Origin of the sequence: Bartonella sp. CM120XJJH (assembly GCF_042194715.1) — a bacterium.
Taxonomy (GTDB): Bacteria; Pseudomonadota; Alphaproteobacteria; order Rhizobiales; family Rhizobiaceae; genus Bartonella.
This window is the reverse complement of the sequence record NZ_JBHINE010000019.1, coordinates 1-20,291: the sequence shown is the minus strand read 5'-3', so window position 1 is coordinate 20,291 and position 20,291 is coordinate 1. Positions and strand designations below refer to the sequence as shown.

Below are 20,291 nucleotides of genomic sequence, written 5' to 3'. Positions count from 1 at the left end.
GGATTATGATAAAAAAGCAAGAACTTTACGAAATACATTTATCATGAATAAAAACAATATTTAGATCGTTTACTTTTTGATGATTGTGTCCATCGGTAAATGTACCTTGATAAAATCAGGATAAATCTCGAGAAAAACTGGATTTTGTAAAGTTTTTTGACCGCCATAAATTAAATACCATTGAGTTTTATCAAAAATCGCCAACGTTTTATATCGAATGATGCGATCCTTCATCTCAAGAACTGTTGGAATTAAAGCATACAAAGTACCGTTATCAGTTTGTAAATACTCTATATTTTCTTTATCTAAATAATAAGCACCAGAAGGCAAACCCTCAAATTTCCTATGCAACTGTTGAAGAAAATCACTACGTAAAGCACTCTCTGTTGTATTCAATCGATGTGCCATCTCTTTATAAAGCCGCTCAGGCATATAATGAGAAATAGGCGTAAAATCCCTATTTTTTATAGCATTATTGACATCAACAACGACTCTTGAAAGTTCAGCTTTTTGTATTATTGTCGGCTGAGATGCTAAACTCTGTTGATTAACAATCAAAAATAAAAATAGACTTAGCACTAAATAAAAAATAGGTTTCATCATTATACTTCTTGTTTTAGTAAAATTTCAGTTTCTCAAATAACGAAATCAAATAACGTTTGATCATCAGTAATATCACGATAACGCCAACCTAACGTTTGAAATTTTTCCTCTAAAAGACAAAAATTACCGTATTTTTTTGTTTCAATCGCAACCAATACAGAACCAAAGTTTCTCGCTGATTTTTTAAAATATTCAAAACGTACGATATCATCATCTGGTGATAATGTGGAAAGAAAATGACGCAATGCACCAGGATGTTGCGGAAAACTAAAAATAAAATATTTTCTCAATCCTTGGAAACGTAAAGCACGCTCTTTAATTTCTGGCAAACGCTCAAAATCAAAATTACCTCCTGAAATAACGAGAAGAATTTTTTTCCCCTTTAACTCTTGAGGAGGTATACTGTTAAGCGCATCAATCGATAAAGCACCAGCCGGTTCAAGGACCACACCTTCAACATTAAGCATTTCAACCATCGTAGAACAAACACGATTTTCAGGAACCGTAATGACAGAATCAGGAGGAAACTTCTTTAAAATTGCATAGTTTAGTGCACCAATTTCAGCCACAGCAGCACCATCTACAAAAGTGTCGATACTTTCAAGCTTGACGCGTTTTCCACTCTCCAAACAAGCAAGCAAACTTGCAGCTCTTCGCGGCTCAACGAAACGAAGCTTTGTCTTCCAACCATATTCATGTAAAAACTTACTCACTCCACTTGCCAAACCACCACCCCCTACCGGCACAATCATTAAATCTGGCTCACTTTCTCCATTGAGTTTTTTCCACTGTAAAGCAGCTTCACAGAGCACCGTTGCCTGCCCCGTAATAATGCGAATATCATCGAAAGGTGGAGCCATTACACCACCGCTCTCCACGACAAAGGATTGCGCAGCTTCATAACATTGATCAAATGTTTCACCAATCAAACGAATATCAATGAATTCTTTACCAAAAATACGTGTTTTTTCAATTTTTTGTTGTGGCGTTGTCATAGGCATAAAAATCACGCCTTTACGTTTAAAATAACGACAAACAAAAGAAACCCCTTGCGCATGATTCCCCGCTGAAGCGCAAACAAATGCAGAATCTGGTGATATACTGCTAAGCATTTCTGAAACAAAATTGAAAGCACCACGAATCTTATAAGACCGCACCGGTGTTAAATCTTCACGCTTTAAATAAATTTCTGCATCATACTTTTGACTAAGAAAATCATTTCTTTGAAGTGGAGTTTCAGCAAACACGTGATGCAATCCCACCATAGCTTTTGTGACGTCTTGAATAAATTGACTCATAACACTAATCATTTCATACTTTATTTACATTATAAAAGCTTTTTCTATCGATAAAGGAAACTATTGTCAGTCAAAATTTCACTAAAAAAATGAAAAATGTTTCTTTTGTCATTAATTCTTGATTCAATAAAAGATATAGCTTATGAGAGAAATCACATCGCGGACGTGATGAAAACGGTAAACATAGCAGACTTAAAATCTGCCGGTCGAAGACCTTGCGGGTTCAAGTCCCGCCGTCCGCACCAGTATATCTTAATTTACCTTATTTTCCAATGATTTATTAAAAATCAACAAAAATCAAAATACCTTCTAAACTACCTTTCGCAACTTTATTATAACGCCATCAGACGGCACCGCGATGATGCTAAAATACGAATCATTGCTGCTGTTTGAGGTACCTTTTTAGCACGTTGACCTCCTCTTCGTCTTTTAGGGTGGAGAGGCAGTCAATCTCGATCTCCTCATCCTTGAGGATGAAGAAATGAGTCATATCTCTAACGTTAAGCAACTTTCACAACAGGGCTTGGTAAAATTCGCTTAGCTTCTGTTGTAACTGATTTATACTTTTTAAGTTCTTCTTCAAGGTCATTTGCATCTAACAAACGCCTCATCATCAATCCTAAGATTTCTCCGACACCAGAAGCACCTTCACACTCTTAACAGGATTAAGATAATATGAAGAAAAGTAAGTGAAATATGGAAATAGATCTGAGTTTAGTAGGAGCAGTTGTTATTTGTTTTATTGCTAATTTGGGGTTGGTTTATACTCTTCACGACTCTTGTAAACGACACAACGGCTCAGAAAAGAGATAGATGAAAAAGATAATATAATAGATGAAGAAGCTGAAATAATGTGTGCATAAAAAGACGTAATTCAAAAACAAGAAGCGTCAATTCGAAGATTAACTGCTTCTAAGATTATTTTTCCTCGAATAGCCGTTAAAAATTTGGCCAAAAAGTAGTTTCAAGTACTTTCTCACAAACATTTTTTCAAGACAGGCAATCACAACACGCTCTGTCATAGCGCACATATAAATACGCAACAGCCCTTTAATGGGAAAAATACAATCATCAATGCACAAACCATTCTCTGTCTTGATCTAGGGGGGGCACCAAAACAGGCTGGGCGATTTCTCGTGTAGACAGCAGTATAACAAGTGGCACTGTCAATTTTGAATCCTGTCGCTCTAAAGGCAATGGTATGCGCTATTTGCGTTTTCAGCAATGGCGTACAAAAATGAAGGTAACAACAGATAAAGGCAATGTCTCACAAGAAAGGATGATTAAGACGGTGTGCAAAAGAGCATACACCTAAAGACGACAACGAAGCAAATGCTTTAGCAATTTTATATTTAAAGAAAGAGACGCGCATGTCTAATGCAATACCGTGGATAAGATTTCATCTGTATGACTGGATCAATGGGACAGATGGAATGACATTGGAGCAAAGGGACGCTTATATGACGCTTCTCGTTCGCATATACGATAAAAAGCACAAATTAAAGAAGAATTTGGAACGCTTGCACGTACTGTACTTGCAATTGCTCGCAAAAAGTTTGCTACTCTTGTCAAATACTTAATGAGGAATGATAAACTTGTTGAGACAGCTAATGGTTTGTAGAATACACGCGTTGAAGAAGAGCTAAAAGATTTTACTGATAAAAAAGAGCACATATCGCAAGTTGTAGTGAAGATGGCAAAAAAGGTGCACAAACAAAACGTTTTTTTGCTGAAACAACCGCTAAGCAAAATCAAGCTATAAAGAATAAGAATATAGATATATATAAAAAACTAATACTATCGTATTAGCAAAAAAAAAGAAATTGGTTCTGAAAGTTTAGAATCAAACGATTTGGTTGACGAACCAGCAGAGGTTCATGCTTGCAAAAGCCAACCAGAGCAAATCGCAACGGGTGTAGAAAACCAACCTCCCATTCACGAGCAAGAGAACGTTCCCCAAAAAGCAAAACAAGCGAAAGCTAATCGCGGTTGTCGATTGCCTGAGGATTTTGAACCCGACTACGATTTTGCAATCGAAGAAGGCTTACTCCAAAGCGTGTCAAAGTCGAAATCGCAAAGTTTCGAGATTATTGGAAAGCCAGAACAGGAACGGATACATGCAAAACGGATTGGAAAGCGACATGGCGCAATTAGGTGCAAAAAGCTGTCGAGGATTTTGAGAAAGAAAAAACTATGGAAATCACTCTCAAAGACAAAAAAAACGTTGATGAACCCATCTCAGACAGCATCCTTGATATCGGGTATCGAGGTCACTTTGAAACACATTCATAAGATGATAGCTCCGGAGTTTCCTTTGGCTTTGAAGAGTGGTAGGCATTGACACAACAGCAAGAAGCGATTGTCTTAGATGCTTGTGATCAACTTCACGAATTGTTTTAAGTGAAAGCGAGCAAAGAGGACATAGCCAAGGCAATTTGGATGCTTTCGTATAGTTTGAAAATTTCGCAACAGGCAGCTCATGAAGGTATGGCGCTTACCTATGGAATGGTTTTGGAAAGTGTTTCTACATGGTCACTGATGAAAACGGTTAAACGGATTTTATGCGATGAGGTAGAAGGTTTATCGGATACGTTTTTTCCAAGCACTCGTGAATTAGTAAGATTATGTCGTGATTTGGAAAACAGTCTTTTGACGAAAGCCAATCTTGTACGCAAGGCTGTTTTGAACATCCGTGAAAAAGGCTAAAAAAAGGCGATGAGAGAGAATTCAAGGCCACTCACGTTGGTTGAAAAGCAAAAACTTGAAGGGATTTTAAATGGTCTTGGAGGAACAGTGAAAAACACTGCAGATTAGCAAACTAGTAAAATTGCTGAGCTCTTTGGGATTAGATATATATTTAAATCGGTAAAAAGATACCGTAAAGGGCGATTTATAGATTTTATGATAAAAAATCTATAATATAAAACGCTCTGTACGGTCAAATTTGAAGCAAATAGACAAATTTGTAAAATTAGGATTAAAGTATGTTCATTTTAAAACATCTATTCTTAAAAAACCGTAAACAGCCCATGGGAAAGAGGTTTGTTGCAACAGCTGTTGGTTATGTTCCTTGGGGGGGGGATGGAGCAGAGGAGTATTTGTACAACCTCTACGAATATGAAGACGGCACAAGAGAATGTGAAAAGTTTGATGGCGGTCAGTATTACAAAACACCTAAGAAGGCAGATTTTAGTACCAAAGCGCAAGTGAAAGCTTAGATTTATGGGGGTGCTATTCCGAAAAGCATTCTCAATTACGAACCTCTTATAGATGAGATCAATAAAGAGATCAAAAAATTATCGAAAACCACAGGAAATAAATATGTTTACAGATAAACAGCTAAGAGCCTTGTTTGGTATTATAACTTTTATATTTTTATGTTTTTTAGGAATTAAAAAAATCTTGACTTTATTCAGAGTATTTTGACATTCGCGTCTGTTTCTTTGGTAATAGTCACAACTGTTTTTGTAATTTTATGCAATTCTAATATTCCTCTTGAATTGCAAAGCAACCCAAAATACAAATGCGGAAATACAACGGGTTGGGTGAAACTAACACGTGATTTACAACAGTATATGCACAGACTTTTAAATATAATAATTTTAGCGCTTGTCGTTTTAATTTTCCCAAGTGGTTATAAAGAAACTGTTTCTGTGCCTATTATTTCTAAGTACTTGGAGTATACGCTTTCTTTTTCATTGGGTCCTGTACTTTGGTACTCAGATATTGCTCTTTGGTATTCTTTTTTAGTCTGTGTATTGTTCCTTATGTTACGTACACGCAGTTTAATAAATATATCTATTTACACACTACAGTGCTCCATTAAAAAGCCATAGTAAATTTTCCGATTTTATAAAACTGTTCAGATTAAATGGCGTTGTCTCTTCTCAACGTTCATAGATAAAATCAATAAGAAGATAAAAAACTATTGTGGGCTGTTTGATACTCTTTGTAGCAGGAAAGAGGTCAACGCATTGAACGAAGCATGGCGTCACGTAAAATGGCGTTAATCCGCGTTTGATATCCTTTCCCTTGACTTTTAGCCACGCTAAAACGTCTGAATCCACACGTACTGTTGTGACAGTTTTGGTTGGTTTATAGAATGGATTGCGAACGGCGTTTTTCCAGAATGCATCATTGAGTGACGGAATATCACTATGATCAATTGCACTATCCGGCATTGCAGCCAGTTTATCAACTTCAACTCTCTGTTTATCTATCAACGGTGATAAGTTACCTACATCAATTTCATAAAGAACTTTCTTCTTCATAACGTTTCCTTTCTTTCAAATTAGATCGCCGCGCTGAAATAATACGGATTACTTCGATACCATCTTTATCATCATGGACAGTATGCGCTACGAGCAGCAGTAAAAAACCATCTACAAGCCCTAAAGTTTGCCAACGATATTCCCCGTTTTCAATACAGTCTTGCTTAACCATGGCGAATGGGTCTGCAAAAACACGAGCAGCAATTTCAAAACTGACACGGTGCTTTCAAAGATTACTTTTTGCTTTAGTTTCATCCCATTCAAATCTTATGTTCATATCTTATGTTAATACATTTATGTATGTATATAAAGAGTTTTAAATGAACACTGAACTATTTATGTTTTTTTGCATATTAAATATAATTTTATATGTTAAAAAACAATAATATCCTTTTGAAATAATTGAATAAATAAGCAAATCATGCTAAGATTTTGTATGTATTAAAATACAAATTTAAGGTAAGAAAAACATGCTAAATAAAGTGATGTTAATCGGGCGTTTAGGTGCTGATCCCGAAAGCAAAACAATGAATTCTGGAGCAGAAATAGTCAATTTTAGTATAGCGACTTCTGAGAGCTATACAGATAAAAATACTCATCAAAAAGTAGAGAAAACTGAATGGCATTCAGTGGTGATTTTTAATCCACATTTAGCAAAAATTGCACTTCAATACTTGAACAAAGGTCCAAAGGTTTACGTAGAAGGCAAATTACAGGCACGCAAATGGCAAGATAAAAACGGTGGTGGATATTGTACAACAGAAATTGTTTTACCACAATTCAAATGCGAATTATATTTGCTTGATGTCAAGAAAGATCAATCATCACCCCCTACCCCTTCACCCATCACTTTCCGAAGTTATGCTATCGCTTCAGGTGCAGCTAGTCATAGCACATCTCTTAATGATGCTATCCCATTCTAATTGATAAAATATGACAAAGAGAAAAAAACGTACAAAACGTGGACGTCCTCGGATTAAAGGATGTATCAGAAAAGCAAACGGACGCATCTCAAGAGCAAAAACACCGGCAGGTACCCCAACGGGTAAAATGATATAACCTCTCTTTTTTCCTTTTGCACAACGTATGATACGCCCCACCTCCTGTATCACATCCACATGACTTTTACGGAGATGTAAAAACATGATGGCATCAAAAGCAAGAACATCCCCCCTCAGACAGATATCTTACATTGGTTAAAACACGGCAGACATTCTCTCCCGCATCTTCCTTAAGTCAATCAAGGGCTTTATTACGTTCTTTGGCCTTTGTATTCCATCAATATGATCAAAAGTACAGTGAAGAGACGGCGTATCTTTATGGACCTTATGAAGATCATACAATTCTTTCTGTATTTCTTTAGAATTGAACTTATCACGGATATGCTTAAACGTATTGATATCTTTACAAAAAGCTAAAGCCCGACGCATAAGATTTGGGTCATCCTCAAATCAACCTTCAGATCTATTTTAGCAAGGGCTTGATAACAGCCTATGATCTTGGTTTTACCATCAAGAATAAGTTCATAATTCTCATCTGTTATCAGATGTTTCATGAATTGGCTGACTTCCTCTTCATCAACACCCAGAATAATAATCTTATAGAGAGCTAAAAGTTCATTCTTAACGCCTTTAAAGAAAGTATAGGTATAGAGCTCTTTTCCATAGAGTTCTTCATCATCCATGAATGTCAAAACGACATTGATCTCATTGGCTTGTTTTTGGCATTTATCCGTAAAGATCTTTGTGGTTGCTGTCATGTACAGACGTCTTTTACCTCGCATAATGCTGTTATTATGAACCTTGATAAATTCAAATTCATTTTCGTCTATCCCTAATGACGCGCCAGTGGTTCTATGGGCTTCATCACAGATAAACAGATCAAATTCGGGTAAATCATACTTTTTTTGCGCATCTGAAATCACTTGGATGGAATAATAAGTTGAAAACACCACGGTCATTGCATTTGCTAAGACTTCATTTTCTTTTTCTCAAAGCTTTTAAGCATCAGCTGGAGCTGGTAAGGCAAAATCAGATGCATCCAGACCAGCCTCATCATCATCTTGTGTTTTACGACGCTTGCCAACTTATGTATCAGAATATACAGCAAAGAAACACAAGGGAACTTGTGCAGGTGCGAGCGCCCTCGCATTAGTATTCCGGAAGCCTGAAAGTATTGAGTTCGAGTCAGCTTTTTTGCTTTTAGTGCTCATCGCACCTAGACATAGAAAGATATCCTATAATTCCGATACACCCACAAAGTGGGCTCATTTATGATCGAACTTTAGGGCTTTCAGACCCTACTGATCGCTGCGTAGACGACCAAAACCACTCTTTAAGTAATAAAATAATTTCAGGAAATTGGCAATCAAAATTAAAATAATCTCAAAGACTGTAAAATTGGGCACTCTTCAAAAGAGAGCCAATGCGAAGAGCTGTCATCATGGTTAGTCATCACCCCACACAATGCTTCTTTTTCAGAAAACACACAACGCGATATAAGAAAAAATGTTGTTTGCAAAGTTCTCTCTTGCCTATACAAAGAGAAAATGAAAAATTTGGAGGGCTCCTATGATAAATGACATTTACTGTGTTGGACGCAATTATGTTGAACATGTTCATGAACTAGGCAATGTTATTGAAGATGAACCCATTATCTTTAGCAAGCCCAAAAGTTCACTCGTTTTAGGCAATGAAATTTATCTCCCTAATTTTTCAAAAGAAATCCATTTTGAAACTGAAATTGTGCTCAAAATCTCAAAGAACGCTTTCATGGTCACAGAGGTAGAAGCAGAAGAATGCTATGATGCTGTAGCAATAGGTCTTGATCTCACAGCGCGGGATTTGCAAACAAAACTGAAAGAAAAAAAGCTTCCTTGGCTTTTATCTAAAGGATTTAAAGGTGCCGCATACGTTTCAGATTTCATAAAAAAGGAAAAAATAAACAGCCCAATAACCTTTGCAATGAAGCTAAATGGTGAAACAAGGCAAGTTGGCAATACGAAAAATATGATCTTTAGCTTCGAGAAGATAATATCATTTTTGAGTCACTACATTCAGCTAAGGCGTGGTGATATCATATACACAGGCACTCCACAAGGCGTGAGCAAACTTTCTCAGTTTGACAGAATAGAATTATATCTCGAAGATCAATTACTTTCAGAGCTAAAAGTAAAATGAATCATCAAATACTGGCCTTTTTCATTGTTTCATTTTTTTTAGTCATCTCACTTAATTTTAGTCATCTTACCGAGGCCGAATATGGCCTCTATCATCGATAATGCAACGAGATTGGAACGAAAGAACGCATTTACGAATATTTTAGGATTGTGTACCGCAACATATGTGCATGGGAGATTTTCCATACCTAAGTGTATCAGCGCTCATTCTCAATAACAAAACGCTGTTTTTTTAGTAAAACTCATGGGAAGCTGCTATTTATTATATATGGGCTTTAAATCGATTAAAGCTGGGATACATAGCTTAAATTCAAAAGAAAGAATATCAATGAATGAAAAGCATGCCGTCGGTAAAACAAAGCTGTTCACCAGCTATATGGACGGTTTTTTAACACAAATACTAAACCCAAAAGTATCTATATTTTACATAGCAGCTTTTCCAAAATTCTTAGCTTCTGGTGGTAGCATTAAAAAAGGTTTTGAACTTGTCACAATACATTCTTTCAACATCTTTGCATGGTTTACTTTAATAACCATTTTTATATCATTTGCCAGTACCGCTTTAAAAAAGCAGCGGGTAAAAGGCTCGATTAATATCGCGACAGGAACAGTTTTATCTCTGTTCTCTTTTTTCATTTTCTTTGGATAGTTTCATCTTTTGATAACAAATTGCAAGGCTAATAGAAAAATCTTTTACTGATTCTGTCTCTTACTATGAATAGCTCAACCCCTAACAGAGCTTATACAAACCCCTGTTCTTTTTTCTTTGTATAACTGAGTTACGCTGCATTTCTTTATCATAGTCTCAAGGACTTTTGTGTAAACAATGTGAATTTCTCGCAATGTTTTATAAAATGTTATCAATATCTAAACAAAATCCTTATTCATCATTTTAAAAGAAATGAGCTATGATATTCCTCTTTTCGTTTATGAAACAAAAGTAACTTTTTGATTTATGATAGCATCATACAAACAAAAAAATCATTTCAATTGTTTATCACTAAAAACTGTTTCTTAAACTAAGATGAGAACTCTCGAGCGCTATTTGAGCAAAAATTAAAACTCTCACCATTATGAATGACACCAAATAATGCACTGATTGTAAATAATAAATTTCAGAAAATTATAAAGACTTCTGACAACTTTCTGAAATCATTTTAAAAGCCACCAAGTCTTTTAATGAACCATTGATTTGTTATTAATAACAATAAAAAGCTCCCTATTCAAATATCTGTTACGTTCTTTAAAAGGAAAACATTCTCTTTTTTCAAAACCATATTCTTTTCTTTATCCACATAAAATCATAAAAAACGTTTTTTTCCTTTACACCTCATTTATATCATGCTTCGATACAGAATAATGCATTTTTTAGTGTAATTTAATCTCAAAATAATTAAAGGGAACCCCCAAAAAATGAGCTATAAACAAAATTTAAAAGACGGTCCTCAGATGAAACTACAACGTGGCCTAGATAACCGTCACGTACAACTTATAGCCCTCGGTGGAGCTATTGGAACAGGACTCTTCATGGGATCAGGAAAAACAATTAGTGTAGCAGGCCCTTCCATTGTACTCGTTTATGCTATTATTGGATGTGCCCTATACTTTGTCATGCGTGCTATGGGAGAATTATTGCTTTCTAATACACAATACCGGTCCCTTATTGATTTTTCAACCGATATGCTAGGACCGGGAATCGCTTTCTTTGTAGGCTGGAGCTATTGGTTGAGCTGGGTTGTAACTGGAGCTGCAGATATTATTGCCATCATCACTTATATGCACTTTTGGTGGCCAACGCTTAATCCATGGATTGCCGTTTTTTCTTGCATTGGTTTCTTTTTAATTTTTAATCTCTTTGCCGTAAAACTGTTTGGTGAACTTGAATTTTGGTTTGGTCTTATCAAAGTCGTAGCAATTTTAGCATTAATTGTTGTTGGTTTTTATATGATTGCTACGGGCTTTACTTCTCCCAATGGTACTGTTGCTTCTCTCAATCACGTATGGAACGATGGAAATATCTTTCCGCGAGGAATGACAGGTTTTTTTGCTGGATTTCAAATTGCCATTTTTTCTTTTGTTGGTATAGAAATTGCAGGAACAACTGCAGCTGAAGTTAAAAATCCTAAAAAAGTTCTACCAAAAGCAATTAATGCAATACCAGTACGCATTGTACTCTTTTACATCTTCTCTCTCATCGTGATTATGTCAGTCACACCTTGGGATCAAATTGTTCCAGATAAAAGCCCCTTTGTTTCGATGTTTTGGCTTGCTGGTATTCCGATAGCTGCAGGTTTGGTAAACTTTGTCGTTCTCACCTCGGCTGCCTCTTCAGCAAATAGTGGAATTTTTTCGACTAGCCGTATGATATACGGGCTTGCAACACAAAAAGGGGCTCCTCCAATTTTAGGTAAGCTTTCCAAATACCATGTTCCAGCCAATGCTCTATTCTTTTCCTGCTTATGTATTTTAATAGGATATACAATTGCCTCACTCTCTCCAAGTCTCATAAGTGCCTTCACAATTGTGACAAGCATCTCAGCTATTGCATTTTTATTCGTATGGTCTGTAATTTTGGTTAGCTATATTGTGTATCGTCGCAATCACCCTCATTTGCATGCTGAATCCGTCTACAAAATGCCAGGAGGAGTTATCGTGTGTGGGATAATTTTAGTTTTCTTTGCTTTCATGCTCTATTTGTTAACATTAGAAGAAGACACCCTAACAGCTTTAAAATACGGTATATTCTGGTTTATTTGCTTAGGCATAACCTATTTTGCATTTGTAAAGAAAAAAATGACTCAAGGTAACAAATAAAGTCTATACATAAAAACATCTCAAAAAAGGGTAATTTTAGTTACCCTTTTTCTACTTAACCTCCTCCCCACACATCAACAAACGATGTTTCCTATCAGCCTCGGTTTGTGAACAATCCGGCTTATTAAGGGGGAATGTTGCTGACCATTTATATGGTTCACCTACATAAGGCTCTGTGGGCTAGCCCTGCCCTGAATACTCACCACACATTCTAAAAATACTTAATGTGTAAAATGTTATATGCTTTATATCACTACTCTAAACAACAGTATTTTACTGCATAATAGGATAAGAAACGAGCTATTCTGTAAAGAATTCTCTGTAAACTTCACTGACATTATTTACTAATAAAACATGAGATTTTATCTAAAACTCCCTCCCCTCAAAAAATTTATATTCAATTTTTTATCAAAATTAAAAATACAGCTCTAAACAAAATATATCTTAATAGCCACCTGCAATAAAAAAATATTCTATGAAAATATTTTTCTATTTGAAATAAATTTCAAATAGAAATATTTAAAAGTAAATTTCAAATATATTTTAACTACTTAAACTTATTTAATTTATATATAAATATTTATATTTAATAAATTTACAATTTTATTTATAATTTTCTGTATAAATAAATATCTATTTAATAAATAATTTTAAATATAAAGGTATTTATACAATAATTTACTATAAATAAGTATACATAAATATAAATTATTATTTAAATATAACAAATAATAATATAATTTATATTATATTATTATTATAACTTATGTACAAGATATGAAAAATTAAAAAATATAGTTATAATTTATATTTTGTTTCTTGTATATAAAATAATTATTCCGTTAATTAATAATGTTTTTGCTTCATTAACATATAGTCATAGAAAAAAATTCCTTTACTCCTTAACCATAACGTGTTCCGATAGAAGGAATTACCTTTTTTAGGGTAATTTTTATTTAAAAATAACTAAGGAGAACTTCCCCAAAATGAACAAACAAAATTTAGAAAAAAAACCTAAGAAGAAATTGCAACGTAGCCTACATAACCGACACATACAACTTATAGCCCTTGGTGGAGCGATTGGAACAGGTCTCTTCATGGGATCAGGAAAAACAATCAGTGTCGCAGGACCCTCAATTCTACTCGTTTATGCAATTATTGGTTGTGCTCTATACTTTGTCATGCGTGCTATGGGAGAATTATTGCTTTCTAATACACAATATCGATCTTTTATTGACTTCTCAACCGATCTTTTAGGGCCGTGTGCCGGCTTCTTTATCGGCTGGACATATTGGTTGTGTTGGATTGTCACTGGAACTGCTGAAATTATTGCTATTGTCACTTATACACACTTTTGGTGGCCTGAACTCAATCCGTGGATTCCTGTTATATTTGGTCTTATGTCCTTTTTAATTCTTAACCTCGTCGCCGTAAAACTATTTGGCGAACTTGAGTTTTGGTTTGGTTTTATCAAAATCGTAGCAATTCTAGTCTTAATTGTTGTAGGATTTTATATGATCTTTACCGGTTTTGTCTCTCCAAACGGTACGGTTGCTTCTCTTAGCCATATATGGAACGGTGGAAATATTTTTCCGCGAGGAATTACAGGCTTTTTTGCTGGATTTCAAATTGTTATTTTTGCTTTTGTTGGCATTGAACTCGCTGGAACAGCTGCTGCTGAAGTAAAAGAGCCTCAAAAAGCTTTACCACAGGCTGTTAATTCAATACCAATCCGCATTGTATTCTTTTATATATTCTCTCTTCTTGTGATTATGTCTGTGACGCCGTGGGATCAAATCAGTCCAGAAAAAAGCCCATTTGTAACAATGTATGCACTTATTGGTATTCCAACTGCTGCAGGTTTGATGAACTTTGTTGTCCTCACAGCTGCCGCATCTTCAGCAAATAGTGGAATTTTTTCTACCAGCCGTATGATATATGGGCTAGCAACACAAAAAGGCGCTCCTAAGTTTTTAGGAAAACTTTCTCGTAACCACGTTCCAGCCAACGCATTATTCTTTTCATGTTTATGCATCTTATTTGGCTATGTAATTGTATCATTATCTCAAACACTCATAGCTGCTTTTACAATTGTTACAACAATTGCCGCAACTTTGTTTATATTTGTATGGTCTATCATTTTGATCAGCTATATCGTCTATCGCCGCAATCGTCCTCTCCAGCATACTGTCTCTCCTTATAAAATGCCAGGAGGTGTTGTTATGTGTTGGGCGCTTCTTGTTTTCTTTGCATTCATTATTTATTTATTGTCATTAGAAGCTGATACTGCCATAGCTTTAAAATACACTCCAGCGTGGTTCATATTTTTAGGAATTGTATACTTTCTTTTTGGGAAAAAGAATTATGCAAAAAATTAAAAAATAAAGCTTATGTTGCAAAAAACATATAAAAAAGGGTAACTTTAGTTACCCTTTTTTATATTTATCTATCAAATTATAAAAGCTATTGATAAAATATCTCTGTAGAATCTTCAATTACGCTCTTTATCAACCAAAGCGTTAGATTTTATCCAAGGCATCATAGAACGAAGTTTTTTACCAACTTCTTCAATAGGATGATTATCATTTAAACGCCGCATACTTTTAAAATGAGCAGCACCAGCTTTATACTCTTGAATCCAATTTGACGTAAATTTACCCGTCTGAATATCCTTCAAAATACGTTTCATTTCTGCTCTGGTTTCATCCGTAATCACGCGTGGACCAGACATATATTCACCCCATTCAGCCGTATTGGAAATCGAATAATTCATATTTGCAATGCCACCTTCATACATAAGATCAACAATCAGTTTAACTTCATGTAAACACTCAAAATAAGCCATTTCCGGTGCATAACCTGCTTGTGTCAATGTTTCATAACCTGCTCGAATCAGTTCAACAAGACCTCCACAGAGAACCGCTTGTTCACCGAAAAGATCAGTTTCGCACTCTTCCTTAAATGTTGTTTCAATCACCCCAGCACGTCCACCACCAAGTCCACATGCATAAGATAATGCTACATTATGTGCATGCCCTGAAGCATCTTGCGCCACCGCTATTAAGCAAGGAACACCACAACCTCGTTGGTATTCATGACGAACTGTATGCCCTGGACCTTTAGGAGCAATCATCACAATATCAACGTTTTTTTTAGGTTCAATCAAGCCGAAATGAATGCTCAAACCATGCGCAAAAGCAATCGCTGCCCCATCGCGTAAATGATCATGAATATGTTCCTTATAAATATCAGCTTGCAATTCATCTGGTGTTGCCATCATGATGAGATCTGCCCATTTTGCCGCTTCAGCAACACTCACCACTTCAAAACCATCGGCCATAGCCTTCTTAACTGTCTCCGACCCTGAACGTAAAGCTATTTGCACATTTTTAACACCGGAATCTTTCAAATTTAAAGCGTGCGCACGCCCTTGAGAACCATAACCAACAATGGCTACTTTTTTCCCTTTAATGAGATTAACATCCGCATCACGATCATAATAAACACGCATAAGAAATTTCCTTCTTTCTCTATTTAAACTGGATTTCAGATTATTTTTATTCAATAAGAAACATTATCTTCAGGGCATCACACACTTATAAAGGCAAAAAACACCTCTTATAAGAACACAGCAATTGAATGATTTTAAAGTTTACATATTGCATAGAAAAAACTGTAGTCCCCAAACATTCCCAAAACATATACAGATCCCCAAATAAACTTCAACTGCCGTTTTACAAAAAATCTAATTACACAAAACAAGATTTCTAAAGAAAATATATCTACTAATATTCTACTCTTCTATCGTGCAACAAAACACTATATTCTAAAAATTAAGATACAATATACAATTTTTAACATGAACCAAATCAATATGGATAGCAAGAAAAATTACAAAATAACAAGTATTGTTTTAATACAACCTTCAAAATCATATACAACAATGTCTTTAGAATAATAGAGAGGAGTTTTTTTACTTTTTACGTTCTTTAATATCCACGCCTCTCACGCGAAAAAGAATACCCCCATACTGCCATTATATTATTCATTTACGGCACCTTATAAAAAACTTTAATGTGCTCGAGCCCTTTTTCAAGAATCCCCTATAATAGTCTGAGGTTTATTACACATTACTCTCTTCACTTCATAAAGCTACAAGTCGATATCATCATTCTATTTGACAGCTCTTATTGCATTAAACCTATTCATAAAAAGCATTTTCTGACTTTAAATCTGTTCATGATGAAATCATCAAAAACCTTATATGACAAAATCAGCATTGCACATAGATAAAAATATTTCTTATAAATTATCTCACTGTAAAAGCTGCCACAACATTAAATGAGCAAATAAAAGGATGATAGCAATAGATTTCATATCATCCATGAAGATTTTACGTTATACTATTTACAGATAATCCGTAAAATGAGCTCAAACATCAAGAAAATTTGTGTATTGATCCATTAAAACTCTACGCACTCCTTTACAAGGAAAATACTTTCAAAACCCTATTTCTTCTCCCTTCAAAGAAATTATAGTAGCAAGATTTTAAAACTTCCTTACAATAGACTGGTACAAGTAAAAAGCATCGCATACACTCAAAAACAAAAGATAGAAAGTGCCCAATAAACAGAGCAACAATAGAATATTTATAATGCACGCTAATAGTGCTATTTATCTAAACATATATTATTTTTTAAGATAAACTGGCAAAGCTTTATAAAAACTTCTCTTGCAATTTATAGAGAAAAAAAGATTACGATAATAACCGGATAAAACGCTGAACAGTCTCATGCATTCCATACTCTAATGCATCAGCAATGAGCCCATGGCCAATAGAAACTTCATCAAGCCAAGGAATATTTTTGACAAGAGCAGGAAGATTAGCAATCGTCAAATCATGACCTGCATTGATACCTAATTGCACCTCTTTGGCTTTTTTTGCCGCTAAAACAAGTTTATTGAGCTCTTGAATTTGTGTTGTTTTGTCCTGAAATGCACCACCGTAAGGCCCAGTATAAAATTCCACACGATCAGCCCCTATTGCTTTAGCAATATCAAGACCATCGCTAGTAGGATTAGCAAAAAGTGATACACGAATCTTTCTTTTTTTCAAATGCTGAATAATAGGTGTTAAAAACTCTGCATCATGAGCAAAATTCCAACCATGATCAGACGTTGACTGATCTGGATCATCCGGAACAAGGGTAATCTGATCAGCATACTTTTCTGCTATATCCAAAAATTGATCACTGGGATAACCTTCAATATTAAACTCAGCTGTAGGAAAATTGTTCTTGATTACAGAGTATATATCTGGCAAATCCGAAAAACGAATATGCCTTTCATCAGGGCGTGGATGAACCGTCAAACCTGCTGCTCCAGCAGCAAGCGCTATATGCCCAATATTCGTGATACTTGGCCACGGAAGATTACGTCGATTACGCAAAACAGCAACAGCATTAAGATTAACCGAAAGTTTTACCGCCATGCCCATTTCCATTTTTTTATAGTGTGTAACAAGATAGAAAAAAGGCATTTTCCATCTGAAACTTAGATGATATACATATTTCTTCTATCGAACAATCATTAAACGTTCTGCTGCGCGCGTAATTCCCGTATAAAGCCAACGCGCATACATATCACGAAATGCAAAACTTTCATCAAACAAAACAACGTTATTCCATTGAGAACCTTGCGCTTTATGAACAGTTAATGCATACCCATAATCAAAATCATCATATCGCTTTTTTAATTGCCATGAAATTTCTTGATCAGGGTTTTCAAACGCTGCTTTTAACAGTTTAATCTTTGCTACCCCACGCTCACCTTCTTCTGGTTTTACAAGAAGATTAATACTTGGTTTAACAGTCTCTTTCTGTGAAGTCATAACCTTCCATAAAGAGCCATTCAACAAACCTTTAGTAGGATCATTTCGCAAACACACCAGCTTGTCTCCTGCTTGTGGATAATCTGCTGTAAATCCTTTCAACACACGCAAACGCTGATTATAAAGATAGCGCGTACGATTAACCCCTACCAATACCTGATCAGCATCTAAAACCAATTGTTGATTGACCTCTTTACGTGTAACAACGCGCGCTTCTCCATAATCACCATAAGCAATATCGCGTCCTTCACGCACATCCATAGCAAGACGTATAATCGGATTATCTCGCGCTTGCCGATGAATTTCTGAAAGAAGAAAATCTGGTTCTCCATTGGAAAAAAATCCTCCACCTGATATAGGAGGCAATTGACCTGGATCACCCAGAACAAGAATTGGCGTCCGAAAGCTCATTAAATCACGCGCCAATTTTTCATCTACCATTGAACATTCATCGACAATAATGAGTTTAGCTTGTGCAGCCGCACTTCTTCGATTTAATGTAAATGTTGGAGCAATAGACTTCTTTCCTGTTATTTCATCGGAAACTTCTTCTTCTCCACGTGGACAATAAATCAACGAATGAATAGTACAAGCATTGCTTGCACCTTTAGAGCGTAAAACCTGCGCTGCTTTGCCCGTAAACGCAGCAAACTGAACAGAACCATCAACTGTTTCAGCAAAATGACGGGCAAGTGTTGTCTTTCCTGTCCCCGCATAGCCAAAGAGACGGAAAAGCGGAGAACGCCCTTCCTTCAACCACGCGGCAACAGCCTTCAATGCACTATCCTGTTCCGGTGAAAACTGCATAACTTACCAACATAAAATTTGCATAAAAAGAGCAATATTTTGAAAAAAACGACTATCAAGAAAAACTTTTTTATTAAGAATTGCTGACACACGCCCACCTAACAACTTTCGTAGCACAATTATCAATTATTTACCCATTGCTTTTTCAAGATATTGTAACAATCTAAATTTTATCTATACATCGATCTTCTTTGTAACACCTTATACTTATCAGATAAAATATCATCTTTTACAACAGTAACACCAACAATGGAATATGCATATCTTAAATTTAAAATAACACCTATATACGCTTTTTCTAAGCAAAATTTAGAATGAGAAAAAGAGCATTGCAATTGCAAAACCCTCGCTAGAAAAAATGTCCTTAACAGGATAAGAATGATGTAATTTTATGAATACTATTTTACACAATCAATCAGCTTTCTTGCACATAAAAATAAAGTATATCCACTATTACGAAATAATAATTAAATATATCAAAAACCTTTTGGCAGAAATAGAAATAGCTCTCAACAAAACGACTTAATCCTATGATGATACTCCTATAAAGTTCCTATCTCTCTCTTATCATGATTTTAATAAATTTACTCTTTATGCTACAAATAAGTTATATCTTAACGAATAATAGAGAGACACCACACTTATATGAAGCACGCTTTCTCTCGCACAAATATGGAGCTTTTTCTGTTTCGACAATAAAATATGATTCGTAAGTATGGCCTTCTTGGTAGTTTATTATAAGAAACTGGAACATGGATTTCAGTCCAGCATAGCACTTCAAATCCGTCCTCTAGAATATGAGAAAAGCGCAATTCTTCATCTATTGCGTCAAACTGTTTCTTTTTGTCGCAATGTGTTAAAGTTTATAAAAACGAACTGATTAATACCATTCTTATTGCTAAAAATAACAATGAAATCAAGAGGTATAATTTGTTAATAGGCTTAGCGTTATGTCAAAATATCAGCAGTAAGATTGCTTTTTGGTTGTTTTAGAAATGAAATAATGAGCTCAAATATTGATGAATGAAACGGGAGGTTTAAATTGAAAATATTAATTCCAGATGACTATCAAAAAGCCACCCTAACATTACAGTCTATTACAAAATTAATGAAATCGCATGAAGTGCTGGTTATCAATAATTTAGCTAAAGAATGTGATTTAGAAGATAAGCTCAAAGAGATAGATATTCTTATCTTAATCAGAGAGCGGACTATAGTTGATAGAAATCTTCTCCTGAAACTACCAAATTTAAAATTAATCTGCCAAACAGGAGTAACAAACTTTATTTTGATCTATATAATCAATTGATCTTTATAATCTTTTTTAAAGTACGGGATACGTAAATAAAAGTGAGGGAATAGGATTTTCTAACATTTCTCTATAAAGCACGCTTCGCACAATGTTTCTAATGTTTCTTTGAAGTCTGCTA

At 35.1% G+C, this 20,291-nt stretch carries 14 protein-coding genes, 1 tRNA gene and 6 pseudogenes; 13 read left to right on the top strand and 8 right to left on the bottom strand.

Going from position 1 to position 20,291, the window contains the following annotated elements:
- Positions 1–69: 69 nt before the first annotated feature.
- Together ACFIKU_RS07500 and ilvA are read right to left on the bottom strand one after the other, a co-directional pair.
- Positions 70–600, bottom strand: coding sequence for a hypothetical protein (locus tag ACFIKU_RS07500; protein ID WP_375642400.1), 531 nt, complete (start codon positions 598–600; stop codon positions 70–72).
- Positions 601–635: 35 nt separating this feature from the next.
- Positions 636–1,913 carry a threonine ammonia-lyase IlvA gene (gene ilvA, locus ACFIKU_RS07495; RefSeq protein WP_375642386.1) on the bottom strand — a complete coding sequence of 426 codons (1,278 nt, stop codon included), beginning with the start codon at positions 1,911–1,913 and terminating at the stop codon, positions 636–638.
- Between the two features lie 147 nt (positions 1,914–2,060).
- Between ilvA and ACFIKU_RS07490 the strand changes: the two genes are divergently transcribed.
- From ACFIKU_RS07490 to ACFIKU_RS07465, 6 genes and pseudogenes are all read left to right on the top strand, one after another.
- A tRNA-Leu gene (locus ACFIKU_RS07490) sits at positions 2,061–2,146 on the top strand.
- 1,125 nt (positions 2,147–3,271) lie between these two features.
- Positions 3,272–4,052, top strand: a pseudogene (locus tag ACFIKU_RS07485) (DUF1376 domain-containing protein); the annotation flags it as partial.
- Positions 4,053–4,055: 3 nt separating this feature from the next.
- Positions 4,056–4,193, top strand: coding sequence for a hypothetical protein (locus ACFIKU_RS07480; protein ID WP_375657128.1), 138 nt, complete (start codon positions 4,056–4,058; stop codon positions 4,191–4,193).
- A gap of 147 nt (positions 4,194–4,340) precedes the next feature.
- The gene (locus ACFIKU_RS07475) at positions 4,341–4,607 is read left to right on the top strand and encodes a hypothetical protein (protein ID WP_375657127.1); all 267 of its coding nucleotides are present in this window, start codon (positions 4,341–4,343) and stop codon (positions 4,605–4,607) included.
- Between the two features lie 278 nt (positions 4,608–4,885).
- Positions 4,886–5,236, top strand: a pseudogene (locus ACFIKU_RS07470) (hypothetical protein).
- Positions 5,223–5,737, top strand: a pseudogene (locus ACFIKU_RS07465) (hypothetical protein). Before ACFIKU_RS07470 ends, ACFIKU_RS07465 begins: the two co-directional pseudogenes overlap by 14 nt.
- 130 nt (positions 5,738–5,867) lie before the next feature.
- Here the strand turns inward: ACFIKU_RS07465 and ACFIKU_RS07460 are convergent.
- A pseudogene (locus ACFIKU_RS07460) lies at positions 5,868–6,172 on the bottom strand (BrnA antitoxin family protein).
- Positions 6,150–6,449: pseudogene (locus ACFIKU_RS07455) on the bottom strand (BrnT family toxin). Before ACFIKU_RS07455 ends, ACFIKU_RS07460 begins: the two co-directional pseudogenes overlap by 23 nt.
- Before the next feature lie 193 nt (positions 6,450–6,642).
- Here ACFIKU_RS07455 and ssb point away from each other — a divergent pair.
- Both ssb and ACFIKU_RS07445 read left to right on the top strand, forming a co-directional pair.
- Positions 6,643–7,095 (top strand): single-stranded DNA-binding protein, encoded by a 453-nt coding sequence (gene ssb / locus ACFIKU_RS07450; RefSeq protein ID WP_375657126.1) that lies wholly within the window; start codon positions 6,643–6,645, stop codon positions 7,093–7,095.
- 10 nt (positions 7,096–7,105) lie between these two features.
- Positions 7,106–7,231, top strand: coding sequence for a hypothetical protein (locus ACFIKU_RS07445; RefSeq protein ID WP_375657137.1), 126 nt, complete (start codon positions 7,106–7,108; stop codon positions 7,229–7,231).
- Here ACFIKU_RS07445 and ACFIKU_RS07440 read toward each other — a convergent pair.
- Positions 7,189–8,300 (bottom strand): annotated as a pseudogene (locus ACFIKU_RS07440) (DEAD/DEAH box helicase family protein); the annotation flags it as partial. The gene ACFIKU_RS07445 and the pseudogene ACFIKU_RS07440 overlap by 43 nt on opposite strands.
- A gap of 442 nt (positions 8,301–8,742) precedes the next feature.
- On the opposite strand from ACFIKU_RS07440, the gene ACFIKU_RS07435 reads away from it, so the two are divergent.
- The 4 genes from ACFIKU_RS07435 (at position 8,743) to ACFIKU_RS07420 (ending at position 14,542) form a co-directional block, all read left to right on the top strand.
- Entirely contained in the window at positions 8,743–9,351 is a 609-nt protein-coding gene (locus ACFIKU_RS07435; RefSeq protein WP_375642381.1) for a fumarylacetoacetate hydrolase family protein, read from the top strand.
- 243 nt (positions 9,352–9,594) lie between these two features.
- Positions 9,595–9,999, top strand: a complete 405-nt coding sequence (locus ACFIKU_RS07430; RefSeq protein ID WP_375657125.1) for a LysE family translocator — start codon at positions 9,595–9,597, stop codon at positions 9,997–9,999.
- A gap of 764 nt (positions 10,000–10,763) precedes the next feature.
- Positions 10,764–12,164: an amino acid permease gene (locus tag ACFIKU_RS07425; protein ID WP_375657124.1), complete on the top strand. Its 1,401-nt coding sequence runs from the start codon at positions 10,764–10,766 to the stop codon at positions 12,162–12,164.
- Positions 12,165–13,150: 986 nt separating this feature from the next.
- The gene (locus ACFIKU_RS07420) at positions 13,151–14,542 is read left to right on the top strand and encodes an amino acid permease (RefSeq protein WP_375657123.1); all 1,392 of its coding nucleotides are present in this window, start codon (positions 13,151–13,153) and stop codon (positions 14,540–14,542) included.
- Between the two features lie 113 nt (positions 14,543–14,655).
- Here the strand turns inward: ACFIKU_RS07420 and ilvC are convergent, their stop codons facing one another.
- From ilvC to ACFIKU_RS07405, 3 genes are all read right to left on the bottom strand, one after another.
- The gene (gene ilvC, locus ACFIKU_RS07415; RefSeq protein ID WP_375642377.1) at positions 14,656–15,675 is read right to left on the bottom strand and encodes a ketol-acid reductoisomerase; all 1,020 of its coding nucleotides are present in this window, start codon (positions 15,673–15,675) and stop codon (positions 14,656–14,658) included.
- A 1,245-nt stretch (positions 15,676–16,920) separates the two neighbouring features.
- On the bottom strand, positions 16,921–17,655 hold the full coding sequence (locus tag ACFIKU_RS07410; protein ID WP_375642376.1) for a pyridoxine 5'-phosphate synthase: 735 nt from the start codon (positions 17,653–17,655) through the stop codon (positions 16,921–16,923).
- Between the two features lie 84 nt (positions 17,656–17,739).
- On the bottom strand, positions 17,740–18,861 hold the full coding sequence (locus tag ACFIKU_RS07405; protein ID WP_375642375.1) for an ATP-dependent RecD-like DNA helicase: 1,122 nt from the start codon (positions 18,859–18,861) through the stop codon (positions 17,740–17,742).
- 1,042 nt (positions 18,862–19,903) lie between these two features.
- Between ACFIKU_RS07405 and ACFIKU_RS07400 the strand changes: the two genes are divergently transcribed.
- Positions 19,904–20,170 (top strand): hypothetical protein, encoded by a 267-nt coding sequence (locus ACFIKU_RS07400; RefSeq protein ID WP_375642374.1) that lies wholly within the window; start codon positions 19,904–19,906, stop codon positions 20,168–20,170.
- Positions 20,171–20,291: the final 121 nt, after the last annotated feature.

Coding starts and splice junctions, on each gene's coding strand:
- ACFIKU_RS07500 (WP_375642400.1), bottom strand. CDS start 600: ATGAAACCTATTTTTTATTTAGTGCTAAGTCTATTTTTATTTTTGATT.
- ilvA (WP_375642386.1), bottom strand. CDS start 1,913: ATGATTAGTGTTATGAGTCAATTTATTCAAGACGTCACAAAAGCTATG.
- ACFIKU_RS07475 (WP_375657127.1), top strand. CDS start 4,341: ATGCTTTCGTATAGTTTGAAAATTTCGCAACAGGCAGCTCATGAAGGT.
- ssb (WP_375657126.1), top strand. CDS start 6,643: ATGCTAAATAAAGTGATGTTAATCGGGCGTTTAGGTGCTGATCCCGAA.
- ACFIKU_RS07445 (WP_375657137.1), top strand. CDS start 7,106: ATGACAAAGAGAAAAAAACGTACAAAACGTGGACGTCCTCGGATTAAA.
- ACFIKU_RS07435 (WP_375642381.1), top strand. CDS start 8,743: ATGATAAATGACATTTACTGTGTTGGACGCAATTATGTTGAACATGTT.
- ACFIKU_RS07430 (WP_375657125.1), top strand. CDS start 9,595: ATGGGAAGCTGCTATTTATTATATATGGGCTTTAAATCGATTAAAGCT.
- ACFIKU_RS07425 (WP_375657124.1), top strand. CDS start 10,764: ATGAGCTATAAACAAAATTTAAAAGACGGTCCTCAGATGAAACTACAA.
- ACFIKU_RS07420 (WP_375657123.1), top strand. CDS start 13,151: ATGAACAAACAAAATTTAGAAAAAAAACCTAAGAAGAAATTGCAACGT.
- ilvC (WP_375642377.1), bottom strand. CDS start 15,675: ATGCGTGTTTATTATGATCGTGATGCGGATGTTAATCTCATTAAAGGG.
- ACFIKU_RS07410 (WP_375642376.1), bottom strand. CDS start 17,655: ATGGCGGTAAAACTTTCGGTTAATCTTAATGCTGTTGCTGTTTTGCGT.
- ACFIKU_RS07405 (WP_375642375.1), bottom strand. CDS start 18,861: ATGCAGTTTTCACCGGAACAGGATAGTGCATTGAAGGCTGTTGCCGCG.